The organism is Bacillus sp. CIS52, assembly GCF_053545315.1.
In genome coordinates this window covers 323,531-342,492 of the sequence record NZ_JBIUFR010000002.1, presented here as the reverse complement: position 1 = coordinate 342,492, position 18,962 = coordinate 323,531, and the positions used below count along the sequence as shown (strand labels likewise).

General features: G+C 46.3%; 21 protein-coding genes. 3 read left to right on the top strand and 18 right to left on the bottom strand.

Going from position 1 to position 18,962, the window contains the following annotated elements:
* Nucleotides 1–2 precede the first annotated feature (2 nt).
* Nucleotides 3–494, top strand: coding sequence for a DUF1641 domain-containing protein (locus ACH32G_RS11610; RefSeq protein ID WP_049627081.1), 492 nt, complete (start codon nucleotides 3–5; stop codon nucleotides 492–494).
* Nucleotides 495–533: 39 nt separating this feature from the next.
* Here ACH32G_RS11610 and ACH32G_RS11605 read toward each other — a convergent pair whose 3' ends face one another.
* The 5 genes from ACH32G_RS11605 to ACH32G_RS11585 all read right to left on the bottom strand — a co-directional run bounded on the left by ACH32G_RS11605 (nucleotide 534) and on the right by ACH32G_RS11585 (nucleotide 4,319).
* On the bottom strand, nucleotides 534–764 hold the full coding sequence (locus ACH32G_RS11605) for a YrhC family protein (protein ID WP_166706103.1): 231 nt from the start codon (nucleotides 762–764) through the stop codon (nucleotides 534–536).
* Between the two features lie 83 nt (nucleotides 765–847).
* The gene (locus ACH32G_RS11600) at nucleotides 848–1,990 is read right to left on the bottom strand and encodes a bifunctional cystathionine gamma-lyase/homocysteine desulfhydrase (RefSeq protein ID WP_060964681.1); all 1,143 of its coding nucleotides are present in this window, start codon (nucleotides 1,988–1,990) and stop codon (nucleotides 848–850) included.
* Nucleotide 1,991: 1 nt separating this feature from the next.
* Entirely contained in the window at nucleotides 1,992–2,915 is a 924-nt protein-coding gene (locus ACH32G_RS11595) for an O-acetylserine dependent cystathionine beta-synthase (protein ID WP_047475566.1), read from the bottom strand.
* Between the two features lie 46 nt (nucleotides 2,916–2,961).
* Nucleotides 2,962–3,657, bottom strand: coding sequence for a 5'-methylthioadenosine/S-adenosylhomocysteine nucleosidase (mtnN, locus tag ACH32G_RS11590; RefSeq protein WP_003152774.1), 696 nt, complete (start codon nucleotides 3,655–3,657; stop codon nucleotides 2,962–2,964).
* 20 nt (nucleotides 3,658–3,677) lie between these two features.
* A complete protein-coding gene (locus ACH32G_RS11585) occupies nucleotides 3,678–4,319 on the bottom strand; it encodes a class I SAM-dependent methyltransferase (RefSeq protein WP_448814376.1) in 642 nt (213 codons plus the stop codon).
* A gap of 183 nt (nucleotides 4,320–4,502) precedes the next feature.
* Between ACH32G_RS11585 and ACH32G_RS11580 the strand changes: the two genes are divergently transcribed.
* Complete coding sequence (locus ACH32G_RS11580; protein ID WP_003152771.1) at nucleotides 4,503–4,706, top strand: YrzA family protein; 204 nt, start codon at nucleotides 4,503–4,505, stop codon at nucleotides 4,704–4,706.
* Nucleotides 4,707–4,745: 39 nt separating this feature from the next.
* Here ACH32G_RS11580 and ACH32G_RS11575 read toward each other — a convergent pair whose 3' ends face one another.
* The 13 genes from ACH32G_RS11575 to ACH32G_RS11515 form a co-directional block, all read right to left on the bottom strand.
* A complete protein-coding gene (locus ACH32G_RS11575; protein ID WP_016938840.1) occupies nucleotides 4,746–5,441 on the bottom strand; it encodes a YrrS family protein in 696 nt (231 codons plus the stop codon).
* A 63-nt stretch (nucleotides 5,442–5,504) separates the two neighbouring features.
* A complete protein-coding gene (locus ACH32G_RS11570) occupies nucleotides 5,505–7,259 on the bottom strand; it encodes a peptidoglycan D,D-transpeptidase FtsI family protein (protein ID WP_047475563.1) in 1,755 nt (584 codons plus the stop codon).
* Nucleotides 7,260–7,311: 52 nt separating this feature from the next.
* On the bottom strand, nucleotides 7,312–7,785 hold the full coding sequence (greA, locus tag ACH32G_RS11565) for a transcription elongation factor GreA (protein ID WP_014470754.1): 474 nt from the start codon (nucleotides 7,783–7,785) through the stop codon (nucleotides 7,312–7,314).
* Between the two features lie 253 nt (nucleotides 7,786–8,038).
* The gene (udk, locus tag ACH32G_RS11560; RefSeq protein ID WP_016938838.1) at nucleotides 8,039–8,674 is read right to left on the bottom strand and encodes a uridine kinase; all 636 of its coding nucleotides are present in this window, start codon (nucleotides 8,672–8,674) and stop codon (nucleotides 8,039–8,041) included.
* Between the two features lie 5 nt (nucleotides 8,675–8,679).
* Entirely contained in the window at nucleotides 8,680–9,948 is a 1,269-nt protein-coding gene (locus ACH32G_RS11555) for a peptidase U32 family protein (RefSeq protein WP_016938837.1), read from the bottom strand.
* 17 nt (nucleotides 9,949–9,965) lie between these two features.
* Nucleotides 9,966–10,895 (bottom strand): peptidase U32 family protein, encoded by a 930-nt coding sequence (locus ACH32G_RS11550; RefSeq protein ID WP_064777780.1) that lies wholly within the window; start codon nucleotides 10,893–10,895, stop codon nucleotides 9,966–9,968.
* Nucleotides 10,896–10,901: 6 nt separating this feature from the next.
* Nucleotides 10,902–11,555 carry an O-methyltransferase gene (locus tag ACH32G_RS11545; protein WP_264818879.1) on the bottom strand — a complete coding sequence of 218 codons (654 nt, stop codon included), beginning with the start codon at nucleotides 11,553–11,555 and terminating at the stop codon, nucleotides 10,902–10,904.
* Nucleotides 11,556–11,705: 150 nt separating this feature from the next.
* Entirely contained in the window at nucleotides 11,706–12,797 is a 1,092-nt protein-coding gene (gene mltG, locus ACH32G_RS11540; RefSeq protein WP_045926788.1) for an endolytic transglycosylase MltG, read from the bottom strand.
* A gap of 110 nt (nucleotides 12,798–12,907) precedes the next feature.
* Nucleotides 12,908–13,189, bottom strand: coding sequence for a DUF1292 domain-containing protein (locus ACH32G_RS11535; protein WP_003152751.1), 282 nt, complete (start codon nucleotides 13,187–13,189; stop codon nucleotides 12,908–12,910).
* A 12-nt stretch (nucleotides 13,190–13,201) separates the two neighbouring features.
* A complete protein-coding gene (ruvX, locus tag ACH32G_RS11530) occupies nucleotides 13,202–13,618 on the bottom strand; it encodes a Holliday junction resolvase RuvX (RefSeq protein WP_016938833.1) in 417 nt (138 codons plus the stop codon).
* 8 nt (nucleotides 13,619–13,626) lie between these two features.
* Nucleotides 13,627–13,893, bottom strand: coding sequence for an IreB family regulatory phosphoprotein (locus ACH32G_RS11525; protein ID WP_003152749.1), 267 nt, complete (start codon nucleotides 13,891–13,893; stop codon nucleotides 13,627–13,629).
* 84 nt (nucleotides 13,894–13,977) lie between these two features.
* Nucleotides 13,978–16,614 (bottom strand): alanine--tRNA ligase, encoded by a 2,637-nt coding sequence (alaS, locus tag ACH32G_RS11520; RefSeq protein ID WP_448814375.1) that lies wholly within the window; start codon nucleotides 16,612–16,614, stop codon nucleotides 13,978–13,980.
* Nucleotides 16,615–16,945: 331 nt separating this feature from the next.
* Complete coding sequence (locus ACH32G_RS11515; RefSeq protein ID WP_448814374.1) at nucleotides 16,946–18,007, bottom strand: AI-2E family transporter; 1,062 nt, start codon at nucleotides 18,005–18,007, stop codon at nucleotides 16,946–16,948.
* A gap of 218 nt (nucleotides 18,008–18,225) precedes the next feature.
* Between ACH32G_RS11515 and ACH32G_RS11510 the strand changes: the two genes are divergently transcribed.
* Nucleotides 18,226–18,954, top strand: a complete 729-nt coding sequence (locus tag ACH32G_RS11510) for an amino acid ABC transporter ATP-binding protein (protein WP_448814373.1) — start codon at nucleotides 18,226–18,228, stop codon at nucleotides 18,952–18,954.
* Nucleotides 18,955–18,962: the final 8 nt, after the last annotated feature.

Genomic DNA, 18,962 nt, shown 5'->3' with positions numbered 1-18,962 from the left:
TTATGGCAAGCCCAATTACTGAAATTCAAAAAGAAACGAAAACGGAGGAACAGCTGAAAGCAGAAAAGCTGGAAGAGCTGAAGACGCTTCTCGCAGAAAATGAAGAAGCCGTCGCAAAAACGATGTCTATTATGGCGGAGCTGAATGGCTTGGGCATTTTTGATGCCGCCGGCTATATGCTCCAGGCGAAAGAGGAAATTGCCAAAATCGCGCTCGGACAGATTTCCCGGGAACCTGTCACAAATCTCCTGAATACGATGATGGCAGCGGGAGGCGCGCTGTCAAAAGCTGATCCTGAATTTATGGGCAAACTTTTAGAAAGCGTCATGGCCGGAACGGATCAGGCGCAAAGCTTTTTAAAAGAAGACCGGAAAGTCAGTATGTTTGAACTGATGAAAGCCGCCGGTGATCCCGATATTAACCGCGCGCTCGGCTTCGGTCTGCAGTTTTTAAAAGGAATGGGAAAAGAATTACGAGAAACGCCGTCTGAGTAAGCAACGAAAAAGCCATTGTCAAAAGACAATGGCTTTTTTTTATTCATCGGCCTCTTCCAGCCTCTTTTTATAAATAAGTGAACGGTCCACGCAGAAATAAGCGCCCGCTAAAAATACACAATCCGTTACAAACATCAGCATTTTCTGGCCCGAAGTCAGCCCTTGTCCGGGAAGAACCGCGCCGATATAAATGAAGGTGCTGACTGCAAGCAGAATAAATGCGTAATGCTTAAAATCTTCTATTAATGATTTCAGTCTTTTGTTCTCCATATAAGGTCACCTGCCAGTTTTATAGTCTAACAACATTATAATATAAGCTGGCAGCCGACAGAGAATGTAAATCTATCCAATCTTTATAAAAGTGAATCAAGCGCCTGTTTCACATCCGCCGTTAAATCCTCAGTATCCTCAATACCGACTGAGATCCGGACGAGCCCGTCTGTTATGCCAAGTGCAAGCCGGCGGTCGCGCGGGATTGAAGCATGCGTCATTCTGGACGGCACGGAGATTAAGCTTTCAACCGCTCCTAAGCTTTCCGCGATCGTAAACAGGTTCAATTTTTCTAAAAATGCGTCGACGCGTTCGCTGCTGCCGATATCAAAGGAAATCATTCCGCCGAAACCGGAGCTTTGCGCTTTTGTCAGCTCATGGCCCGGGTGTTTCGCTGATCCCGGATAGTAGAGCGTCTGAACGGCATCATGCGCTTCAAGCAGCTCGGCGATTTTTCCGGCGCTGTGATTGATGGCATCCATTCTGAGTCCCAGTGTTTTAATGCCTCTCATTAAAAGCCATGAATCCTGCGGTCCTAAAACGCCGCCTGTTGAGTTTTGCACGTAATGAAGCTTTTCACCGAGCTCTTTATCAGCCGTCACGACTAATCCGCCGACGACATCGCTGTGGCCGCCGAGATATTTTGTCGCGCTGTGCAGCACGATGTCAGCGCCGAAGCTGAGCGGCTGCTGGAAATACGGCGTGTAAAACGTATTATCGACGATAAGCAATACGCCCGCTTCTTTTGCGATGTCAGACATCAGTTTGAGGTCAGTCACTTTCAAAAGCGGGTTTGTCGGCGTTTCGATATAAATCGCTTTCGTATTCGGACGGATGGCTTTTTGGACTTTTTCTTTGCTGCTCGTATCAACAAAGTCCGCTTCAATGCCGAAGCGGTTCAGCACACCTGTCATCACCCGGTAAGTGCCGCCGTATACATCATCCGTCAAAATAACATGATCGCCGCTGTCAAACAGCATCATGACGGCTGTAATCGCAGCCATACCAGAACCGAATGCATATCCCGCCGCGCCGCCTTCAAGCTCCGTAATTAAACTTTCAAGAGCCGTCCGCGTCGGATTGGCCGTTCTTGAATATTCATAGCCCGTGTGCTCGCCCGCTTTCGGCTGCTGGTACGTGCTTACTTGATAAATCGGTACGGAAACCGCTCCGGTCTTTTCATCTCCCGTAATTCCTCCGTGCACCATCAGCGTTTTTTTCTTCATCTTACTGACCTCCTTGGAAAATGTTTTTGCTTATATAACGATCGCTGCCATCTGGGAAAATGGTGACGATATTTGAGCCGGCGGGCGCTTTTTTCGCTTCTTCCAGCGCCGCATATAGAGCCGCCCCTGATGAGCTTCCGATTAAAAGGCCTTCTTTCTCGGCCGCTTCTCTGACAAACGAAAATGCCTTATCGTCTTCCACCGTGTAAATGGCGTCAAAATGGCTCTCGTCCATATAATCCGGGATAAACTCCATACCGATGCCTTCCGTTTTATGGGCATGCGGTTCTCCGCCGTTCAGGATGGAGCCTTCCGGTTCAACGATCACCGTTTTGACGGCAGGATTTTTTTCTTTTAGATAAGCTGCCGTGCCGGCAAAGGTCCCGCCGGAACCCGCTCCGGCGACAAAGGTGTGGATATTGCCGCCGAGCGCGTTCCAAATTTCGGGACCGAGTGTTTTATAGTAAGTCAATGGATTTACTCGGTTTTTAAATTGCAGAACGGCATAAGAATTATTAATCTCTCTCTCCAGCTCAAGCGCTTTTCGGATGGCTCCCTGCATGCCTTCTTCTCTCGGCGTATGCACAATGTCCGCTCCGAGCGCTTTCATAATCTGCTGCTTTTCTCTGCTGAAATGCTCCGGGACGCAAAAAACGGCGTGAATCCGGTGCTTTCTGGCGCACAGAGCGAGTCCGATTCCGGTGTTCCCGGCTGTCGCTTCAATGATAACGCCGCCCGGTTTCACCTTGCCCGTGTGAAGCGCATCTTCAATGAGCATCTCGCCCAGCCTGTCTTTAATGCTGCCGCCCGGATTCATCATCTCAAGCTTAGCATAAACCGCTGTTCCCTCTGGTATATCAAAATGCTTGAGACGGAGCAGCGGTGTATGTCCGATCAGTTCTGTAATATCTGTTATCACGTTCAATATGGTGTCCTCCCCCTGAAAGCGGAGGAGAACGAGAAGCCCCCGCTTAGTGAATTCGTTTGATGACATTCAGGACAAGCTCAGTTGAATGAACGGCTGCCTGTTCTAAAAATTTATCAAATGAAACGTCAGATTCTTTTCCGGCAATATCAGATAGAGCTCTGATGACAACAAAAGGCGTTTTGAACTGGTGGCACACCTGTGCGACAGCTGCAGCTTCCATCTCAACCGCGTACAAATCCGCAAACTTGGCGCGTACGTCTTCAACCCGCTTCGGATCATTCATAAAAGAATCTCCAGTAGCGATTGTGCCTTTTGCGACTTGAATGCCGTTCAGTTCAGAAACCGCTTCCTCGGTAATGCTGATCAGCTTTTCATCAGCCTTGTATGCTGCCGGAAGACCCGGCACCTGTCCGTATTCATAGTCAAACGCCGTCACGTCCACGTCATGATGGCGGACATCTGTTGAGATGACGACGTCGCCTACATTCAATGTATGATGAAATCCGCCCGCTGAGCCTGTGTTAATCACATAATCAGGTTTGAAACGGTCAAGCAGAAGCGTCGTGCTGATCGCCGCGTTGACTTTTCCGATGCCTGATTTCAGCAAGATAACTTCGACGCCTTCATAGCTGCCCGTCGTAAACTCACAGTGAGCGATCATTTCTTGTTTTGCGTCTTTCAGTTTGCTTCTTAAAATCGTAACTTCTTCTTCCATTGCTCCGATGACTGCCAGTTTCATTTATACACAATCCCTTCGATTTACCGTTTAATCGCCTCCATTATCCAGACAAAGTCGTTTTGCTGCGTAAATCTTGCGGCAAATCCCTCAGCTGAAAAGATGTTTTTCATTGTCCCGAGTGTCGGATAATGTTCCGTCTTTAAATCGTCCGCTAATTGGTGATAGCCGTTTCGGTTTGCTTTTCTGACGGCTTCCCCGTATGCTTCATGATCTTTAAAGACGGTATCGGCAAACACTATTTTATCATGCTTCTGAAGGATTGTGCCATATTGCTTTACAGCCGCTTGCTTTTCTTCATCGGTTAAATGATGAAATGCGTACGAGCTGACGATGGTATCTATTTGGAAAGGCGGAGCGGGAAACTCCAGAAAATCCCCGTCACTGAACGCAGCTCTGTCAGAAAGCTTGTCAGCTGCCAGTTTTCTCATTGACGGAGACGGTTCTACACCAAACACTTTTTTGTTCGCGGCGGCTAATTTCGCCGTTAAATTCCCTGTGCCCGGTCCGAACTCTAAAACGTTAGAACCCGAAAGTGCGACGATGCTGTCAAGAATATTGTCATACCCTTTAAAAACATCAGCATATTGTTCGTCAGCTCCGTGCACCGTGGCGTCATAAGTCGCTGCCCAATCTTCAAATAAAGGAATAAATTCACGGCCCATATTTTTCACTCTCCATAATTTATAATTCCTATGAGTATAGTATGGATTAATCATGGAACAGTTCCTATCCTATCACAAAAAAGAGCGAAAGGGTACTAAAATACTTTGGGATTATTGCGCAATTACAGCAGAAAGGCTTATACTTTCATTGACTCAGAAGAAAAATCAGGAGGATCTATACTGATGAATTTTCAATTGGATTTAATAAAAGATAAAGTAGAATTTTTTGAAGCGGCATCTTTGCAGGAGCTGGAAAAGAAAATAAACGTACAGATTGAAAACAACCAGGCGATTATGCTTCGCGTCCGTTCTGTATCCCATCAGGTGACCGCCGTTGACGGCAGAATCCTTTACAGCGCGTCGGTGCATTTTTCAGCTGACGTATGACAGAAAAAAGCAGCTGAAGAATCAGCTGCTTTTTTGCGGTTATTTTAAGGTTTCTACTTTTGTCGGCTTCCAGCCTTTTTTGTCTTCCCAAGTGATGGTGACCTGATACTTTTTGCCGTTCGTTTTGTCTAAAACTTTACCCTTCGCATCTTGCGGGCTTCCATTGTTTCCGAGCCACAGCACTGTCATGTGATCTTTTGACACGCCGGTTGCGTAAGAGATGGCGTCAAGCATTTCGGACCAGTCTTCAGAGCTTGAGTCATACGTCGCCGCATGTTCTCCCGTCTGCTTTGTGCCGACTGGTTTCCATTTTGAGTTAACAATTGTTTTATCGACATCGCTGGATGAGCCGCCCTCTGTTATTTTTGCTCCTTTAAAAGGGTCACTTGAATCAGAGGCTTTTTTGCTGTCATCACTTTTTGATGAATCATCGTCTTTTTTGCTGTCAGAGTCTGAAGATGAATCGGATTTGTCCTTATCCTGTTTATCTTTTTTGTCATCGTCTGAGGCCGTATCTTTTTTGCTGTCTTTTATGTCCTCATCTGATGTCTGCTTCGTCTTGCCTGATGCAGGGGTTTCCTGCTTCTGGCTCACGTCGCTGGACGGACTGTTGATGAAGAGGCTGACTGCAACGACGACAATAAGAATAGATACGATAGCAATTAAAATGTTAAGCACTAAATTTGCTTTTCTGCGCTTATCACGGTTTTCAAAACGAGATTGTTTATTGCTCAATCATTCTGCACTCCTTTATCCCTCTTGCTCAGCATATATTTTAACATGGGCTGAGCGGTTGTTCTATGTCTGATTTGTTTCATTTTCATGTACCTTTTTAACAATATCATAAAACACTGTATTTGTCAGAGCCTTATCTCCCGGCGTGTCCATGTGCAGCACAACGAGAGCGTATTTCGGCTTGTCCGCGGGAAAGTATCCCGCAAACCATTTGTTGTAAAGCGTCTGTTTATCTTTTGTAAACATTCCCGTCTGGGCCGTTCCGGATTTTCCCGCCACCGCATACGGCAGATCCTGAAATCTCCTGCCGGTTCCTTTCGGTGAAGTGACGACTTCTCTGAGAATTTTTTGAAGCTGCTGGGCTGTATATTTATCGATCGTTTTCCCCTTTAACGGCTGATCTTTGAATGACGCCATCGTCGTTCCGTTTTTGTATTCAATTTTGTCCGCGATTTTGACTTGTTTTTTTTCGCCGCCGCGCGCGATCGTCGCCATCATATTGGCGACTTCAAGCGGGGTGACTTTCACGTTTTTCTGTCCGATCGCCGTCTGGGCTACTGCTCTTTTGACGGTTTTGTCTTTGGCATCTCCCCAAATGACGCCGCTTTTTTCATTATACAGCTGCCTGAATCCGTCTTCCCGGTACAGCTTGCCTTCCCAGCCCGCCCGCTGTGTGAGACCGAGTTTTTCCGCCATGTTTTCGATAGCGGAGTCATCTTTTTTGACCAATTTTTCTGCAAGACTTGTAAACGTATAATTGCAGCTTTGGGCAAAGCTTTCTCCAAAATTGAGCGTGCCTTTGTCGTCACCCGGCTCTCCGTACAGGTTGAGACTGCAGTTAAAGGATGTGCCCGGCTTCACTTCATTTTGTTCAATTGCGGCTGCGGCGACCACCGTTTTAAACACAGATCCCGGATAAATCGGCGTCAGCATGTAATTTTGCAGTGTCTGCTGCTTTGACATGTCGGCGTCAGGCTTTGATACCATTCCGAGCACACTGCTTTTTTCAATGTCTAAAAGGACGGCTCCCCCCTTTTTTAACCCGCGGTCTTTCAATACATCTTCCATTGCTTTTTGAATATTGCGGTCGATGGAGGTTTTGACTTGCAGCGGATAAAACGCGTTTGCTTCTGCCGTATATTTGACGTCCATTCCGAATAAAGGGTTTCCCCTTCCGTCGACATGATACAAAAGTTTTGTGTCCTGATCCGCCAGCAAAAACTCATCAAACGTCCGTTCCATCCCGCTTGTCCCGATTTTTGCCGTGATCGGCAGTTCCTTACGGCCGGGATATTTCTTTTTCAAAAGCTCCGGGTCCTGATTTGTCGCGCCCAACAGATGAGCGGCTATGTTTGTTTCTTTGCTGTCTTTCATATATACGCCGTAAATGCCGGGATATTTCAAAGAATTGATATTTGACACGGATTGTTTCGTCAGATGTTTTATTTTTCTGCTGTTTAGGACCACCGGTTTTTTCGCTTCCGTGAGAAGCTGCCTGAGCTCATCCTGTTTCATCCCGAGAATGGCGGATACCCGGTCAATCGGCCAATCCTGCGTCACGAGAAAGGGAAACAGAACGACGGCAGGCTGCTTTTTTCCGGTCAGCTCTTTGCCGTTCCGATCAAGAAAAGAGCCGCGTCCGTCTGAAATAAGGACTTCTTCAGTCCGCTGCTTGACGCTTTCCTGAATCAGATTAATATTAGATTTTGAAAAAGATTCTGTAAAAAACAGCTGAATTTCAGCCAGCCTGGCAAGCAAAAAGAAAAACACGAGCAGAAAACAAATCACGGCCGTTTTCAGCCTTTTTGATACGATCATAAAAAACACCTCATCCATATTTTGGACGAGGTGTTTCATTGTTAAACGGATCTTATGAAATTTTCACAATTTTCACGAGCATTTCTCCGCCCGGCGTCTGAACAGTAACTTCTTCGTCCACTTTTCTGCCGAGCAGGCTTTTGGCAATCGGCGAGTCGTTTGAGATTTTCCCTTCAAACGGATCAGCTTCAGCGCTTCCGACGATCGTGTAAGATTCTTCTTCACCGTCAGGCAATTCGATGAATGATACGGTTTTTCCCAAACCGACAACATTTGAACCGCCGTCGTCCTCGATGATTTTCGCATTGCGGATCATATTTTCAAGCGTCGTGATGCGCCCTTCCACAAATGCCTGTTCTTCTTTTGCAGAATCATACTCAGAGTTCTCTGACAGATCTCCGAAGCTTCTTGCGATTTTGATGCGTTCTACTACTTCTTTACGTTTAACCGTTTTCAATTGCTCTAATTCTTGTTCAAGTTTTTGTTTTCCTTCTTGAGTCATCGGAAAAACTTTTTCTTGTGCCATGTTCCTTCACTCCTTGGTGGTTGTCCCTCAACAATAACGTGTGATTATGTATGAGAGCATAAACGAAAAAATCAAGAATGAGAACACAGGGCAGTCCTCGTTCTTCTCTCCCATATAGGTACTGTTTATCTTAAACTGAATGTGTGTTTTCTGCAAATGTTTCGGTTTATAAACAGGGAAAGAAGGGAACTGTCTCATTCCCTTCCAGCCTATACATAATATGGTCTGAGTTATTTATGTCTATGCTATGGTATTACAAAATTGCATTTTGTTCAAGGATCGTTTGAATCTTCGTGACCATCAGATCAATCGCGACGTGGTTTTGGCCGCCTTCCGGAATAATGATGTCCGCGTAGCGTTTCGTCGGTTCAACAAACTGATTGTGCATCGGTCTGACGACGGATACATACTGCTCGATGACAGAATCAATAGAACGGCCTCTTTCGTTAATATCTCTCATAATCCGTCTGATGATACGGAGATCCGCGTCCGTGTCGACATAAAGTTTTATGTCCATGAGGTCGCGAAGCCTTTTATCTTCAAGAACGAGAATGCCTTCCAAAATAATGACATCCTTCGGCTCAACCGGAATGGTTTCCTCAGAACGCGTATGGAGTTTATAATCATAAATCGGCTTTTCTATCGGCCGGTAATTCAAAAGCTCTTGAATATGCTCGATTAAATAGTCATTATCAAATGCGAGCGGATGATCATAGTTTGTGTTGAGCCTTTCTTCAAACGGAAGATGGCTTTGGTCTTTATAATAAAGGTCTTGCTGGATCATTAAAATCGAGTGTCCTTTAAACTGTTCGTAAATGGAACGGGTGACGCTTGTTTTTCCTGATCCGGAACCTCCGGCGATGCCTATAACTACAGGACTCTTACCCATTGGGATTACTTCCCCTTTCTCATCATGTTGCTCGGATAAATCTTTTTGTCTACTTTAAATGTAACGATTTGCAGGGGATGGCGGGCAGCATCAAGCTCGTTTCCGTCTTCGTCCCAAATAGTGCCGATGGTGAATGTGAAATTGTCAATTTCAGGACCGAAAAATTCAACTTCGTCACCTTGTTTAAAGAAATTGCGCTGCTGGAGCGTCACCATTTGAGTTTCCTCGTTATATGCGAGCACGAGACCGGCAAAATCAAATGTTGTTTTCTTTCCGTGTTCGCCGAACATCTGCTCCTCAAAACCGGGCGTGCCTTCAAAGAAAGCAGGCGCAGTATCCCGGTTTGCACATTTGTCCAGCTCATCAAGCCATTCTTTTTGAATGACGAAGTTTTCAGGATCAGCGCAGTATGCGTCGATGACTTTGCGATACACGCTGACAACCGTCGCAACGTAATGAATCGATTTCATCCGGCCTTCAATTTTCAGACTGTCGATGCCCATCTCGATCATTTGCGGTATGGATTCAATCAATTTTAAATCTTTCGGGCTCATCGCAAACGGAGCGTCTTCTTCGTCATAGAGCGCGACCGCGTTTGCACCGTCTGTCTGATACAGGTCATAATCCCAGCGGCACGACTGACAGCAGCCGCCGCGGTTGGAATCACGGGCTGTCATGTGATTGCTCAGCACGCATCGGCCTGAATAAGCGATACACATGGCGCCATGGATAAAGGTTTCGATTTCAATATCCACCTTTTCCTTCATTTCTTTAATTTCCAGTCCGCTCGTTTCACGGGCAAGCACCACACGGTCAAGACCTTCTTCTTTCCAGAACTGCACCGCTTTCCAGTTGGAAAGGGACTGCTGTGTGCTGAGATGAATCTCTACGTCCGGGGCGACTCTCCGGCATGTTTCAATAATCAGCGGATCAGCGACGATAATTCCGGCAACTTTTGCGTCTCCCAACGCTTTTAAGTATTCTTCCAGACCGTCCATATTTTCATTATGAGCGAAAATGTTTGTTGTCACATATATTTTCGCCCCGTATTTTTTGGCAAATTCTACGCCCTCTGCGATTTCTTCTATAGAAAAGTTATCCGCATTAGAGCGGAGCCCGTATTCCTGCCCTCCGATAAAAACCGCGTCCGCTCCGTAATGAACGGCAATTTTTAATTTTTCAAGGTTTCCTGCCGGAGCAAGAAGTTCAGGTTTTTTCGTAATGACGCGTTTTCCGTTTACGACTTTGGAAATGGTTTGATTTACGGCTGTCATCCGTTGCACCCTCCTTTTTAATAGACCGTTTCTTTAAAGAAGAATCCTGTGTCGATGCTTCTGTTCACAGGCTGAATGCTTTCAATCCGCTCTATCCAGCTCTCTTTTTTCTCTTCGTATGTCTCACGGCTTTCGATGCACAAATCGATTGCCTCTCTGTACATGCGGGTCACTTCGGTTAAGTATTCAGGAGACTTCAACACTCCGTCGATTTTGAAAGAATCAATGCCGGCGTCTATCAGATCCTCTAATTCATCAATCATGCACACATCGTTCGGACTCATGATGTGCGTGCCGTTTTCGTCTTCAAAAATCGGGTATTTATTGCCCCGTTCTTTGTCATGCAGAAACATGCCAGCTTCTTTTTTCTTCTGTTCGATGTCCATGACTTTTCCTTGGTATTCGAAGTAATGGCCCACTAATGAACGCTTAGATTGGAACATGCACGTCATGCCGTGGATTTGAATTTCAATTTCCACTTCGGCGTTTTCTTTTATGTCAATGACGCTGTCCATATTTAATTCCTTAGCCAGCACTGCGCGCCGTGCGCCTTTGCGTCCCCAGTAATTGCAGGAATAGTAGTTGGTTCCCGTTGTTTCCGTGCTCCAGTGCAGTTTGAGCCCGGGAGCCGCTTCACGCGCCGCCATTAAAACGGCCGGATCACCGAAAACAGCCGCATCCACGCCGGCTTCCTGCAAAAAGGCAAGATAGCCGTTCAGCTCGTCCACTTTTTCATTGTGAAAAATAGCATTGACGGCAGCGTACACTTTCGCGCCTTCTTGATGAGCTTTCTTTACGGCTTCTTTAATATCTTCTCTTGAAAATTCCCCGGCCAGTCTCAGGCCGTATCTTTGTTCTCCGACTAACAGCGCCGTTGCCCCCGCTTGAATGAGCGGAAGAATATCCTGTACGGAAGTCGGAGTCACCAAAAGTTCAGGTTTTTTCATGATCATTCACCTCTTCTTTTTACTGATGGCGATGCCGTCTCCGACCGGCAGTATGACCGTTTGATAGTCAGGCCGGTTCATCAGCCATTGGTTATATTGATCAATTTTTTCAACAAGCTTCCGTCTTCTTTTCGGCTCAATTTCCGAGTGATCTTGTGCCACCAGCCCTTTAAACAGAACATTGTCTGTGAAAATGACCCCATCTGGCGCAAGCATCGGTTCATAGAGCTCAAAAAAGTTCGTGTACTGGCCTTTTGCCGCATCGATAAAAATGGCATCATAAGGAGCCGTGACACGGACAGACTCAGAAAGTTCAAGCGCATCCCCGTGCATTACGTGAATCCGATTTTCCATTTCAAAGTCTTTTATATTGTTCACAGCTTCTTCATAGCGTTTGTCGTCCCGTTCAATCGTGTAAATATTCGCATCCGGAAGTTCAAGCGCCATCCGTATAGCCGAATATCCGATTGCCGTGCCGATTTCCAAGATGTTTTTCGCCTGTTGAATCGACAGCATTTGAAGCAGCACTTCAATGCCCGCTTCTTCCATAATCGGAACATGGTGCTCTTTTGCATAGGCTTCAAGCTTTTTCACTTTATCAGGCCGAGGCTTCAGCATCGCGTTTATATACTCGTTTATTTGTTCATACCGATCATTCACGGCAAACAGCCTCCGTTCTAAAAAGGAGTGCCCCTGACGAATCCGCGGGGACACTCTCTTAAGACACTTCTTTATCCATAAGTAAACAACCCGATATATTTTATCATAAAACCTTTCAGAATGGAATAAAAGGAGAGCTTTTGCCCTCCTTTATTCACTGTCTTTTTTGGAAATATACTTTTCCTTCGCTTTATTATGATCTTTTAATGTTTTCGTGAATACGACCTCACCGTTTGATTTTGCCAGGAAATAGAGATAATCCGTTTTGTCAGGGTTAAGAGCCGCTTCCCACGATGAATCCCCGGCGTTTGCAATCGGTCCCGGCGGCAGCCCCTTATGTTTATACGTGTTAAACGGAGAATCAATTTTCAGGTCTTTGTAGAAGACCCGGCTCTTATGCCTGCCGGCCGCATATAATACCGTCGGGTCAGTCTGCAGCGGCATTTTTTCTGCAAGTCTGTTGTAAAAGACGCTTGCGATTTTGTGACGGTCGGCTTTGGCTGTGGCTTCCTCTTCGATAAGCGATGCCATCGTCAGCGCGTTATGGACGGAAAGTTTCTTTTTTTCCAGTTCAGATTTATATGTTTCGATACGGGTGTTTGTTTCCTGAATCATTGCCGTCAAAATCTTATCAAGCGATGCATCCGGATCATTAAACGGATATGTGGCCGGGTATAAATAGCCTTCGAGCGGATGCTTAAGCTTCTTGTTTGAAAGAGCGTCTGTTATTGTATCAGGAAACTGTTTTTTCAGTTTGTCGATAAATGTTTTGTCGTCCAGTTTTGCCATGATCTCTTCTTTAGAATATGATGTTTCTTTTGCGATCGCGTCGGCAATCTGTGTCAGCTGTTTTCCTTCGGGAACGGTGATCTGAAAGGCATACCCCGTAGATCCCGCGGTCAGTTTTTTGATAATCGCATCCGCGTCCATTCCTTTATTCAGATGGTAAAATCCCGCCTGAAATCCGGAAGCGCCTTTATACTTCACATACAGCTGGAATGCTTTTTTGCTTTTAATGACATGCTGATCCTCAAGAATTCCGGCGATTGCCGAAACCGAAGAACCGCTCGGAATATTAATATTGACTGTCGTTTTGCTGCCTTTGTCAACCGGGGACAGCAGAGATTTTCCATAGAAAAAAGCACCGCAAATGATGATGATCAGAGCGATCACGGAGGACAGTATTATCGTCGTTTTTTTGTTTTTGCGCAGAAATGAATTTTTAGTCTGATTGATATTCATACAAGTATTTTCCTCCCAACAGCTCTTATACTACATGATTCGCGCGCATTCGGCAATTTATTACAAAAAAAGCCGAAGCGGCATATGCGCTCCGGCTTTTTCTGTTCATTTTATTCTTCGTCTTCTTCCGCTAAAAACGTATTCAGCGTTTCTTCGATCATTTCCCACTCTTCATCCGTTTCAATCGGCATCAGTTCGCCGTCTTCGCCGTTTTCGTTCGGCTCGAAGCTTGAAGCGTGAATTTCGATTTCATCATCGTCTTGAGCATCAATCGGATAATAAAGAACGTAAGATTTGTTGAATGTGTCGTTTTCAAATGTAAACAGCACTTCGCAAAGCTGTTCGTTACCTTGATCATCGACAATTGTAATGTGTTTTTCGCCGTGTTCCATTTCTTTCACCTCTTAGTTTAAACTGTCCAGATATCCTTGAAGGATCATGACAGCCGCCATTTTATCAATGACTTTTTTTCGTTTTTGCCTGCTGACGTCAGCCGCGATCAGCATCTTTTCAGCCGCCATCGTCGTCAGACGCTCGTCCCACAGCACAACAGGGACATTGTACGCTGTTTCAAGCAGTTTCGCAAATGTTTGGCTGGCTTCGCCTCTCGGACCGATCGTCCCGTTCATGTTTTTCGGAAAACCGAGTACGACCTTCTCTACATTATAGTCTTTCATCAGCTCGGATAAACGGTCCAGACCGTAATCTCCTTCAGCTTCGTTTATTTTTATCGTCTCAATGCCCTGAGCGGTCCAGCCCATCTCATCGCTTAAAGCGACGCCGAGTGTTTTCGTTCCCAGATCAAGTCCCAATATTCTCATGAGTGTATTTACGCCTCTTTATGCTGTTCTAGATAGGATTTTACCAATTCCTCAATTAATTCGTCACGTTCCAATTTGCGAATTAAGTTCCGGGCGTCGCGATGCCTAGGAATGTATGCAGGGTCTCCAGACAGCAAGTATCCGACAATCTGGTTGATAGGATTGTACCCCTTTTCCTGAAGCGCATCATATACTGTAATCAGCACTTCTTCGACGTTTGTTTCAGCAGAATCATCGGAGAAATTAAATTTCATCGTTTTATCAAACGAGCTCACCGTTTTGCACCTCTTTCCCAAATTCGCAGGCAAAGTTCAGCCTGAGGTCCTCATCTTATCATCATTCTACACTAGTTGAAAGGATTATAAAACGGATTTTATCCAATCTTCCGCAGATGCGAGCGCCTCTTCCAATTTCTCAGGCTGCTTTCCGCCGGCCTGCGCCATGTCCGGACGGCCTCCGCCTCCGCCTCCGCAGACTTCTGCCGCTTGTTTGACCATTTTGCCGGCGTGAAGGCCTTTTTCGATCAGATCTTTTGTTACGCCCGCTGACAGGTTGACTTTGTCATTTTGCACGGCGCCGAGAATGATGACCGCAGAACCGAGCTTCGCCTTCAGGTCATCCACCATTGTGCGAAGGTGGTTCATGTCTTTCGCGTTTACTTTTTCAGCCAGCACTTTTACGCCGCCGATGTCTTTTACTTTAGACAAAATGGCTCCGGCTTCCACATTGCCGAGTTTGCTGAGCAATGATTCATTTTCTCTTTGCGCTTCTTTCAGTTCCGCTTGAAGAGACTGGATTCGCTTCGGCACGTCTTTTACGTTTGATTTCAGCTCGTCCGCAGCGTGCTGCAGGAGGCTGAGCTGGCTGTTCATTTCCTGATAAGCGCCTTTTCCTGTCACGGCTTCAATTCTTCGCGTACCTGCGCCGATCCCTGATTCGGATACGATTTTAAACAGGCCGATTTCAGCCGTATTCGTGACATGGCATCCGCCGCAAAGCTCCAGGCTGTAATCGCCGACTTGTACGACACGTACAATATCGCCGTATTTCTCGCCGAACAGGGCCATTGCGCCCATTTCTTTTGCTTCATTGATCGGTTTCAGATCAATCGCTACCGGAATGCTCTCCCAGATTTTTTCGTTGACGATTCCTTCAATGCGTTCAAGTTCTTCTTTCGTTACTTGACCGAAATGAGAGAAGTCAAAACGCAGACGGTTTTCGGTAACGAGTGAGCCGGCTTGGTTGACATGTGTGCCAAGAACGTCTTTCAGCGCCTGATGCAGAAGGTGGGTTGCCGTATGGTTTTTCACCACGCCGCTTCTCATTTGGTCCTCCACTTCAGCCGTGACGCTTGCGCCTTTTTGAAGCGTGCCGCTATCCACTGTGCCTTCGTGTACATGCTGGCCGTTCGGAGCTTTTTTCACGTCTTTAATGGTTACGACAGCCTGTGCGCTTCTCAGCACTCCTCTGTCACCGATCTGTCCGCCGCTTTCAGCATAGAAAGGCGTTTCATCAAGAAGAATCTGAACGGTATCCCCTTCATGCGCCTCGCTGATTAATTGACCGTCATGAAGAAGCTCGATCACCTTCGCTTCAGTTTTTACGGAACTGTAGCCGACAAACGTGCTTTCTGCAGTAATGTCGCGCAATGCGCCGCCCTGCACCTGCATGCTTCCTACATCTTGACGCGCATTTCTCGCCCGTTCACGCTGTTTTTCCATTTCGGCTTCAAACCCTTTATGGTCAACCTTCATTTGCTCATCTTCCGCGTATTCCTCCGTCAATTCAACCGGGAATCCGTACGTATCGTACAGTTTGAATACGTCTTTTCCGGAGATGATGCCGCTGCCTTTTTCCTTTTCTTTCTTTATCACGTCAGATAAAATGGCAAGACCTTCGTTCAATGTTTCATGGAAGCGCTCTTCCTCCGTTTTGATGACTTTGGCAATAAACTCTTGCTTTTCTTTCACCTCCGGATAGAAAGCGTCCATAATTCCTGCAACAGTCGGTACCAGCTCATACATAAACGGACGGCTGATACCGATTGTTTTCGCGTATCGCACAGCCCGGCGAAGGAGGCGTCTCAGAACATACCCGCGCCCTTCGTTTGACGGCAGAGCTCCGTCGCTTACCGCAAATGCGACCGTTCTGATATGATCGGCAATTACTTTAAAGGCTGTGTCCTTCACTGCATCCTTTCCGTAAGCATCTCCGGAAATACGCTCTGCCGCTTCAATAATCGGCATAAACAAATCAGTGTCAAAGTTTGTCGGAACGTCTTGAATAACGGAGACCATCCGTTCAAGCCCCATGCCCGTATCAATGTTTTTCTTCGGAAGCGGTGTGTACGTGCCGTCCGGATTGTGGTTGAACTCTGAAAATACCAGGTTCCACACTTCAAGATAACGATCATTTTCGCCGCCCGGATACAATTCAGAATCTGACGGGTCATTGCCGTATTTCTCGCCGCGGTCATAGAAAATTTCCGTATTCGGTCCGCTCGGGCCTTCGCCGATATCCCAGAAGTTCCCTTCCAGACGGATGATTCTTTCTTCCGGAACGCCGATTTTTTCCGCCCATAGCGTATAAGCTTCTTCATCCTCCGGGTGAACCGTTACAGACAGCAGCTTCGGATCAAAACCGATCCACTTTTCGCTCGTTAAAAACTCCCATGCCCACGTGATGGCTTCTTCTTTAAAATAATCGCCGATGGAAAAGTTTCCGAGCATCTCAAAGAACGTATGGTGGCGCGCCGTTTTCCCCACATTTTCAATGTCATTTGTGCGGATTGATTTTTGTGCGTTCACAATTCTCGGATTCTCCGGCACAACGCGGCCGTCAAAGTATTTTTTCAGCGTCGCAACGCCGCTGTTGATCCACAATAAAGACGGATCTTCATGCGGCACCAATGAGGCGCTCGGTTCAACGGCATGGCCTTTTTCTTTAAAAAAATCTAAAAACATTTGACGCACTTCAGCAGAAGTTAAGTGTTTCATCTATATTCCTCCTTATCACTACCCGAAATTCTCTTTCGCGACAGCAAAAAAGCCCTCTCCCTATGCAAACCATGCGTTCACACAGGGACGAGAGCTGTCTCGCGGTACCACCCTGATTACAGGCCGAAAAAGGCCCGTCACCTTTCATCCCGTAACGCAGGACTGCGGCAGCCTTTAACTGCACTCAGGATTAGCTTCGGCCGATCTTCTGCTGAAGCTCCTTTCAGCGTATCGGAGCTTCTCTCTTAAACAGGGCTTCGGCGTACTCATATCCGTCACTCGAGATTCGTATGTATTCTACACGAAATTATAGACAAGCAGAACCCGAATGTCAATGTTCCGTCCTGATCCGCAAAAAGTGAATGGCCGTCACTTTTAAAACGGCTGCTGCAGGAACAGCGAGAATCATGCCGGGAATGCCCGCAAGCTCTCCTCCGGCAAGAAGTGCAAGCATAATCACGACGGGATGCATTCTGAGACTGCGCCCGACAATAAGCGGGCTCAAAATGTTTCCTTCTATAAATTGAAGAATAAAAATCGTGACGATTACGATGATCACAGCTTTAGCAGAAATCGCCAGCGAAAGGAGCAGCGCCGGCACAGCGCCGATAAACGGACCGAAATACGGGATGACATTCGTAATCCCGATGGCAAGACCTAAGATCAGCGGATAAGGAAGGCCGAACAGCCAGAAAGAAACGCCGGCTATTAATCCGAGCAAAAAACAAACGAGAACCTGCCCGCGGATATAATCGCCGAGAGAGTCCTCCACATCCCGCAGAAATTCACTCCCCCTTTTCCTCCAAGACTTCGGCGTCAAATACCAGACCGTCTTTTTCATGAGGTCTATATCCTTCACCATATAGAAAACGAGAAAAGGAATCGTTGCCGCGATCAGGATATAATCAAGCACGAAACGGATGCTTCTGATCGTGCTCTCAATCGTGCCGGCAAGAAACGTTTCTGTCTGCTGAATCATTTTATCCATCCGATGGTGCATGCCGTCAGGCCAATGATCTGTATGATTATGCAGATGTCTCAGCATGCTGTTGTAGTTTTCGGCAAGACCGGGAATGCTCTCAGACAGATCCTGCAGCTGTTCAATTAAAACAGGAACCCCTTTATAAGCCCCCCAGCCGATTCCGCCGAAAAACAGGCAATAAATCAGAAGCAGGCTTAAAGTTCTAGGCATCCCTTTCTTATGAAGCCATTCAGTAATCGGAAGCAAAAGATAAGCAATAAATACTGCAATGAATATAGGAATAAAGAGAGATTTTATAACAAGCCATATGGGTGACCATAACATATCGAGCATACAAAAGACATACACTGTTAACAAAACGAGCAGACATACAGCCGTCCACATTAAGAGCTGCAGCGGTTTTTGAAGCATGATGTTTCACCTCTTGCTTTATCTTTTGACAGAAAGCCGGAATTATTCCCGTTTCCTAAAGTCAGCCTTATGTCGCAGACCTCATGGCGGAATTAATTATCTGAAATTACAAAAAAGTTTGAATATATTTTCCGGAAATTTGTATAATCATCGTAACGTTAAAGAAATTTCCATAACTGTTAGTCAATATGACGCATGTTTTTCTAAGGAGGATGACCATGATCTCATTTCAGGATGTAAATAAGCACTACGGACAGTTCCACGTGCTGAAGAACATTAATCTGCACATTAAAAAAGGGGAAGTTCTCGTTGTCATCGGACCATCAGGATCGGGAAAAAGCACGCTTCTCCGCTGCATTAATCAGCTGGAAACAGTTGATGGAGGCGTTTTAACGGTAAACGGCGCCTCCATCCATGACAAAAAAACGGATATGAATAAAGTCCGCCGCAATATCGGCATGGTGTTTCAGCATTTTCATCTGTATCCGCATAAAACCGTTCTGCAAAACATTATGCTCGCGCCGATCAAAGTGCTCAAGCAATCAAGAGAAGAAGCAAAAGAAACGGCTTTATATTACTTGAAAAAAGTCGGCATACCCGACAAAGCGGACGCTTACCCTTCACAGCTTTCAGGCGGCCAGCAGCAGCGCGTCGCCATCGCCAGAGGGCTTGCGATGAAGCCCGAGGTGATGCTGTTTGATGAACCGACATCCGCGCTTGATCCGGAAATGATCGGAGAAGTGCTGGATGTCATGAAAACACTCGCAAAGGAAGGCATGACCATGGTAGTCGTCACACATGAAATGGGATTCGCCAAAGAAGTGGCGGACCGCATCGTGTTTATCGACAGCGGCTCCATCTTAGAGGAAGCTGCACCGGCTGAGTTTTACGAAAGCCCGCGTGAAGAGAGGGCGCGTTTATTCTTAAGCCGTATTTTAAATCACTGAAAAGAAAC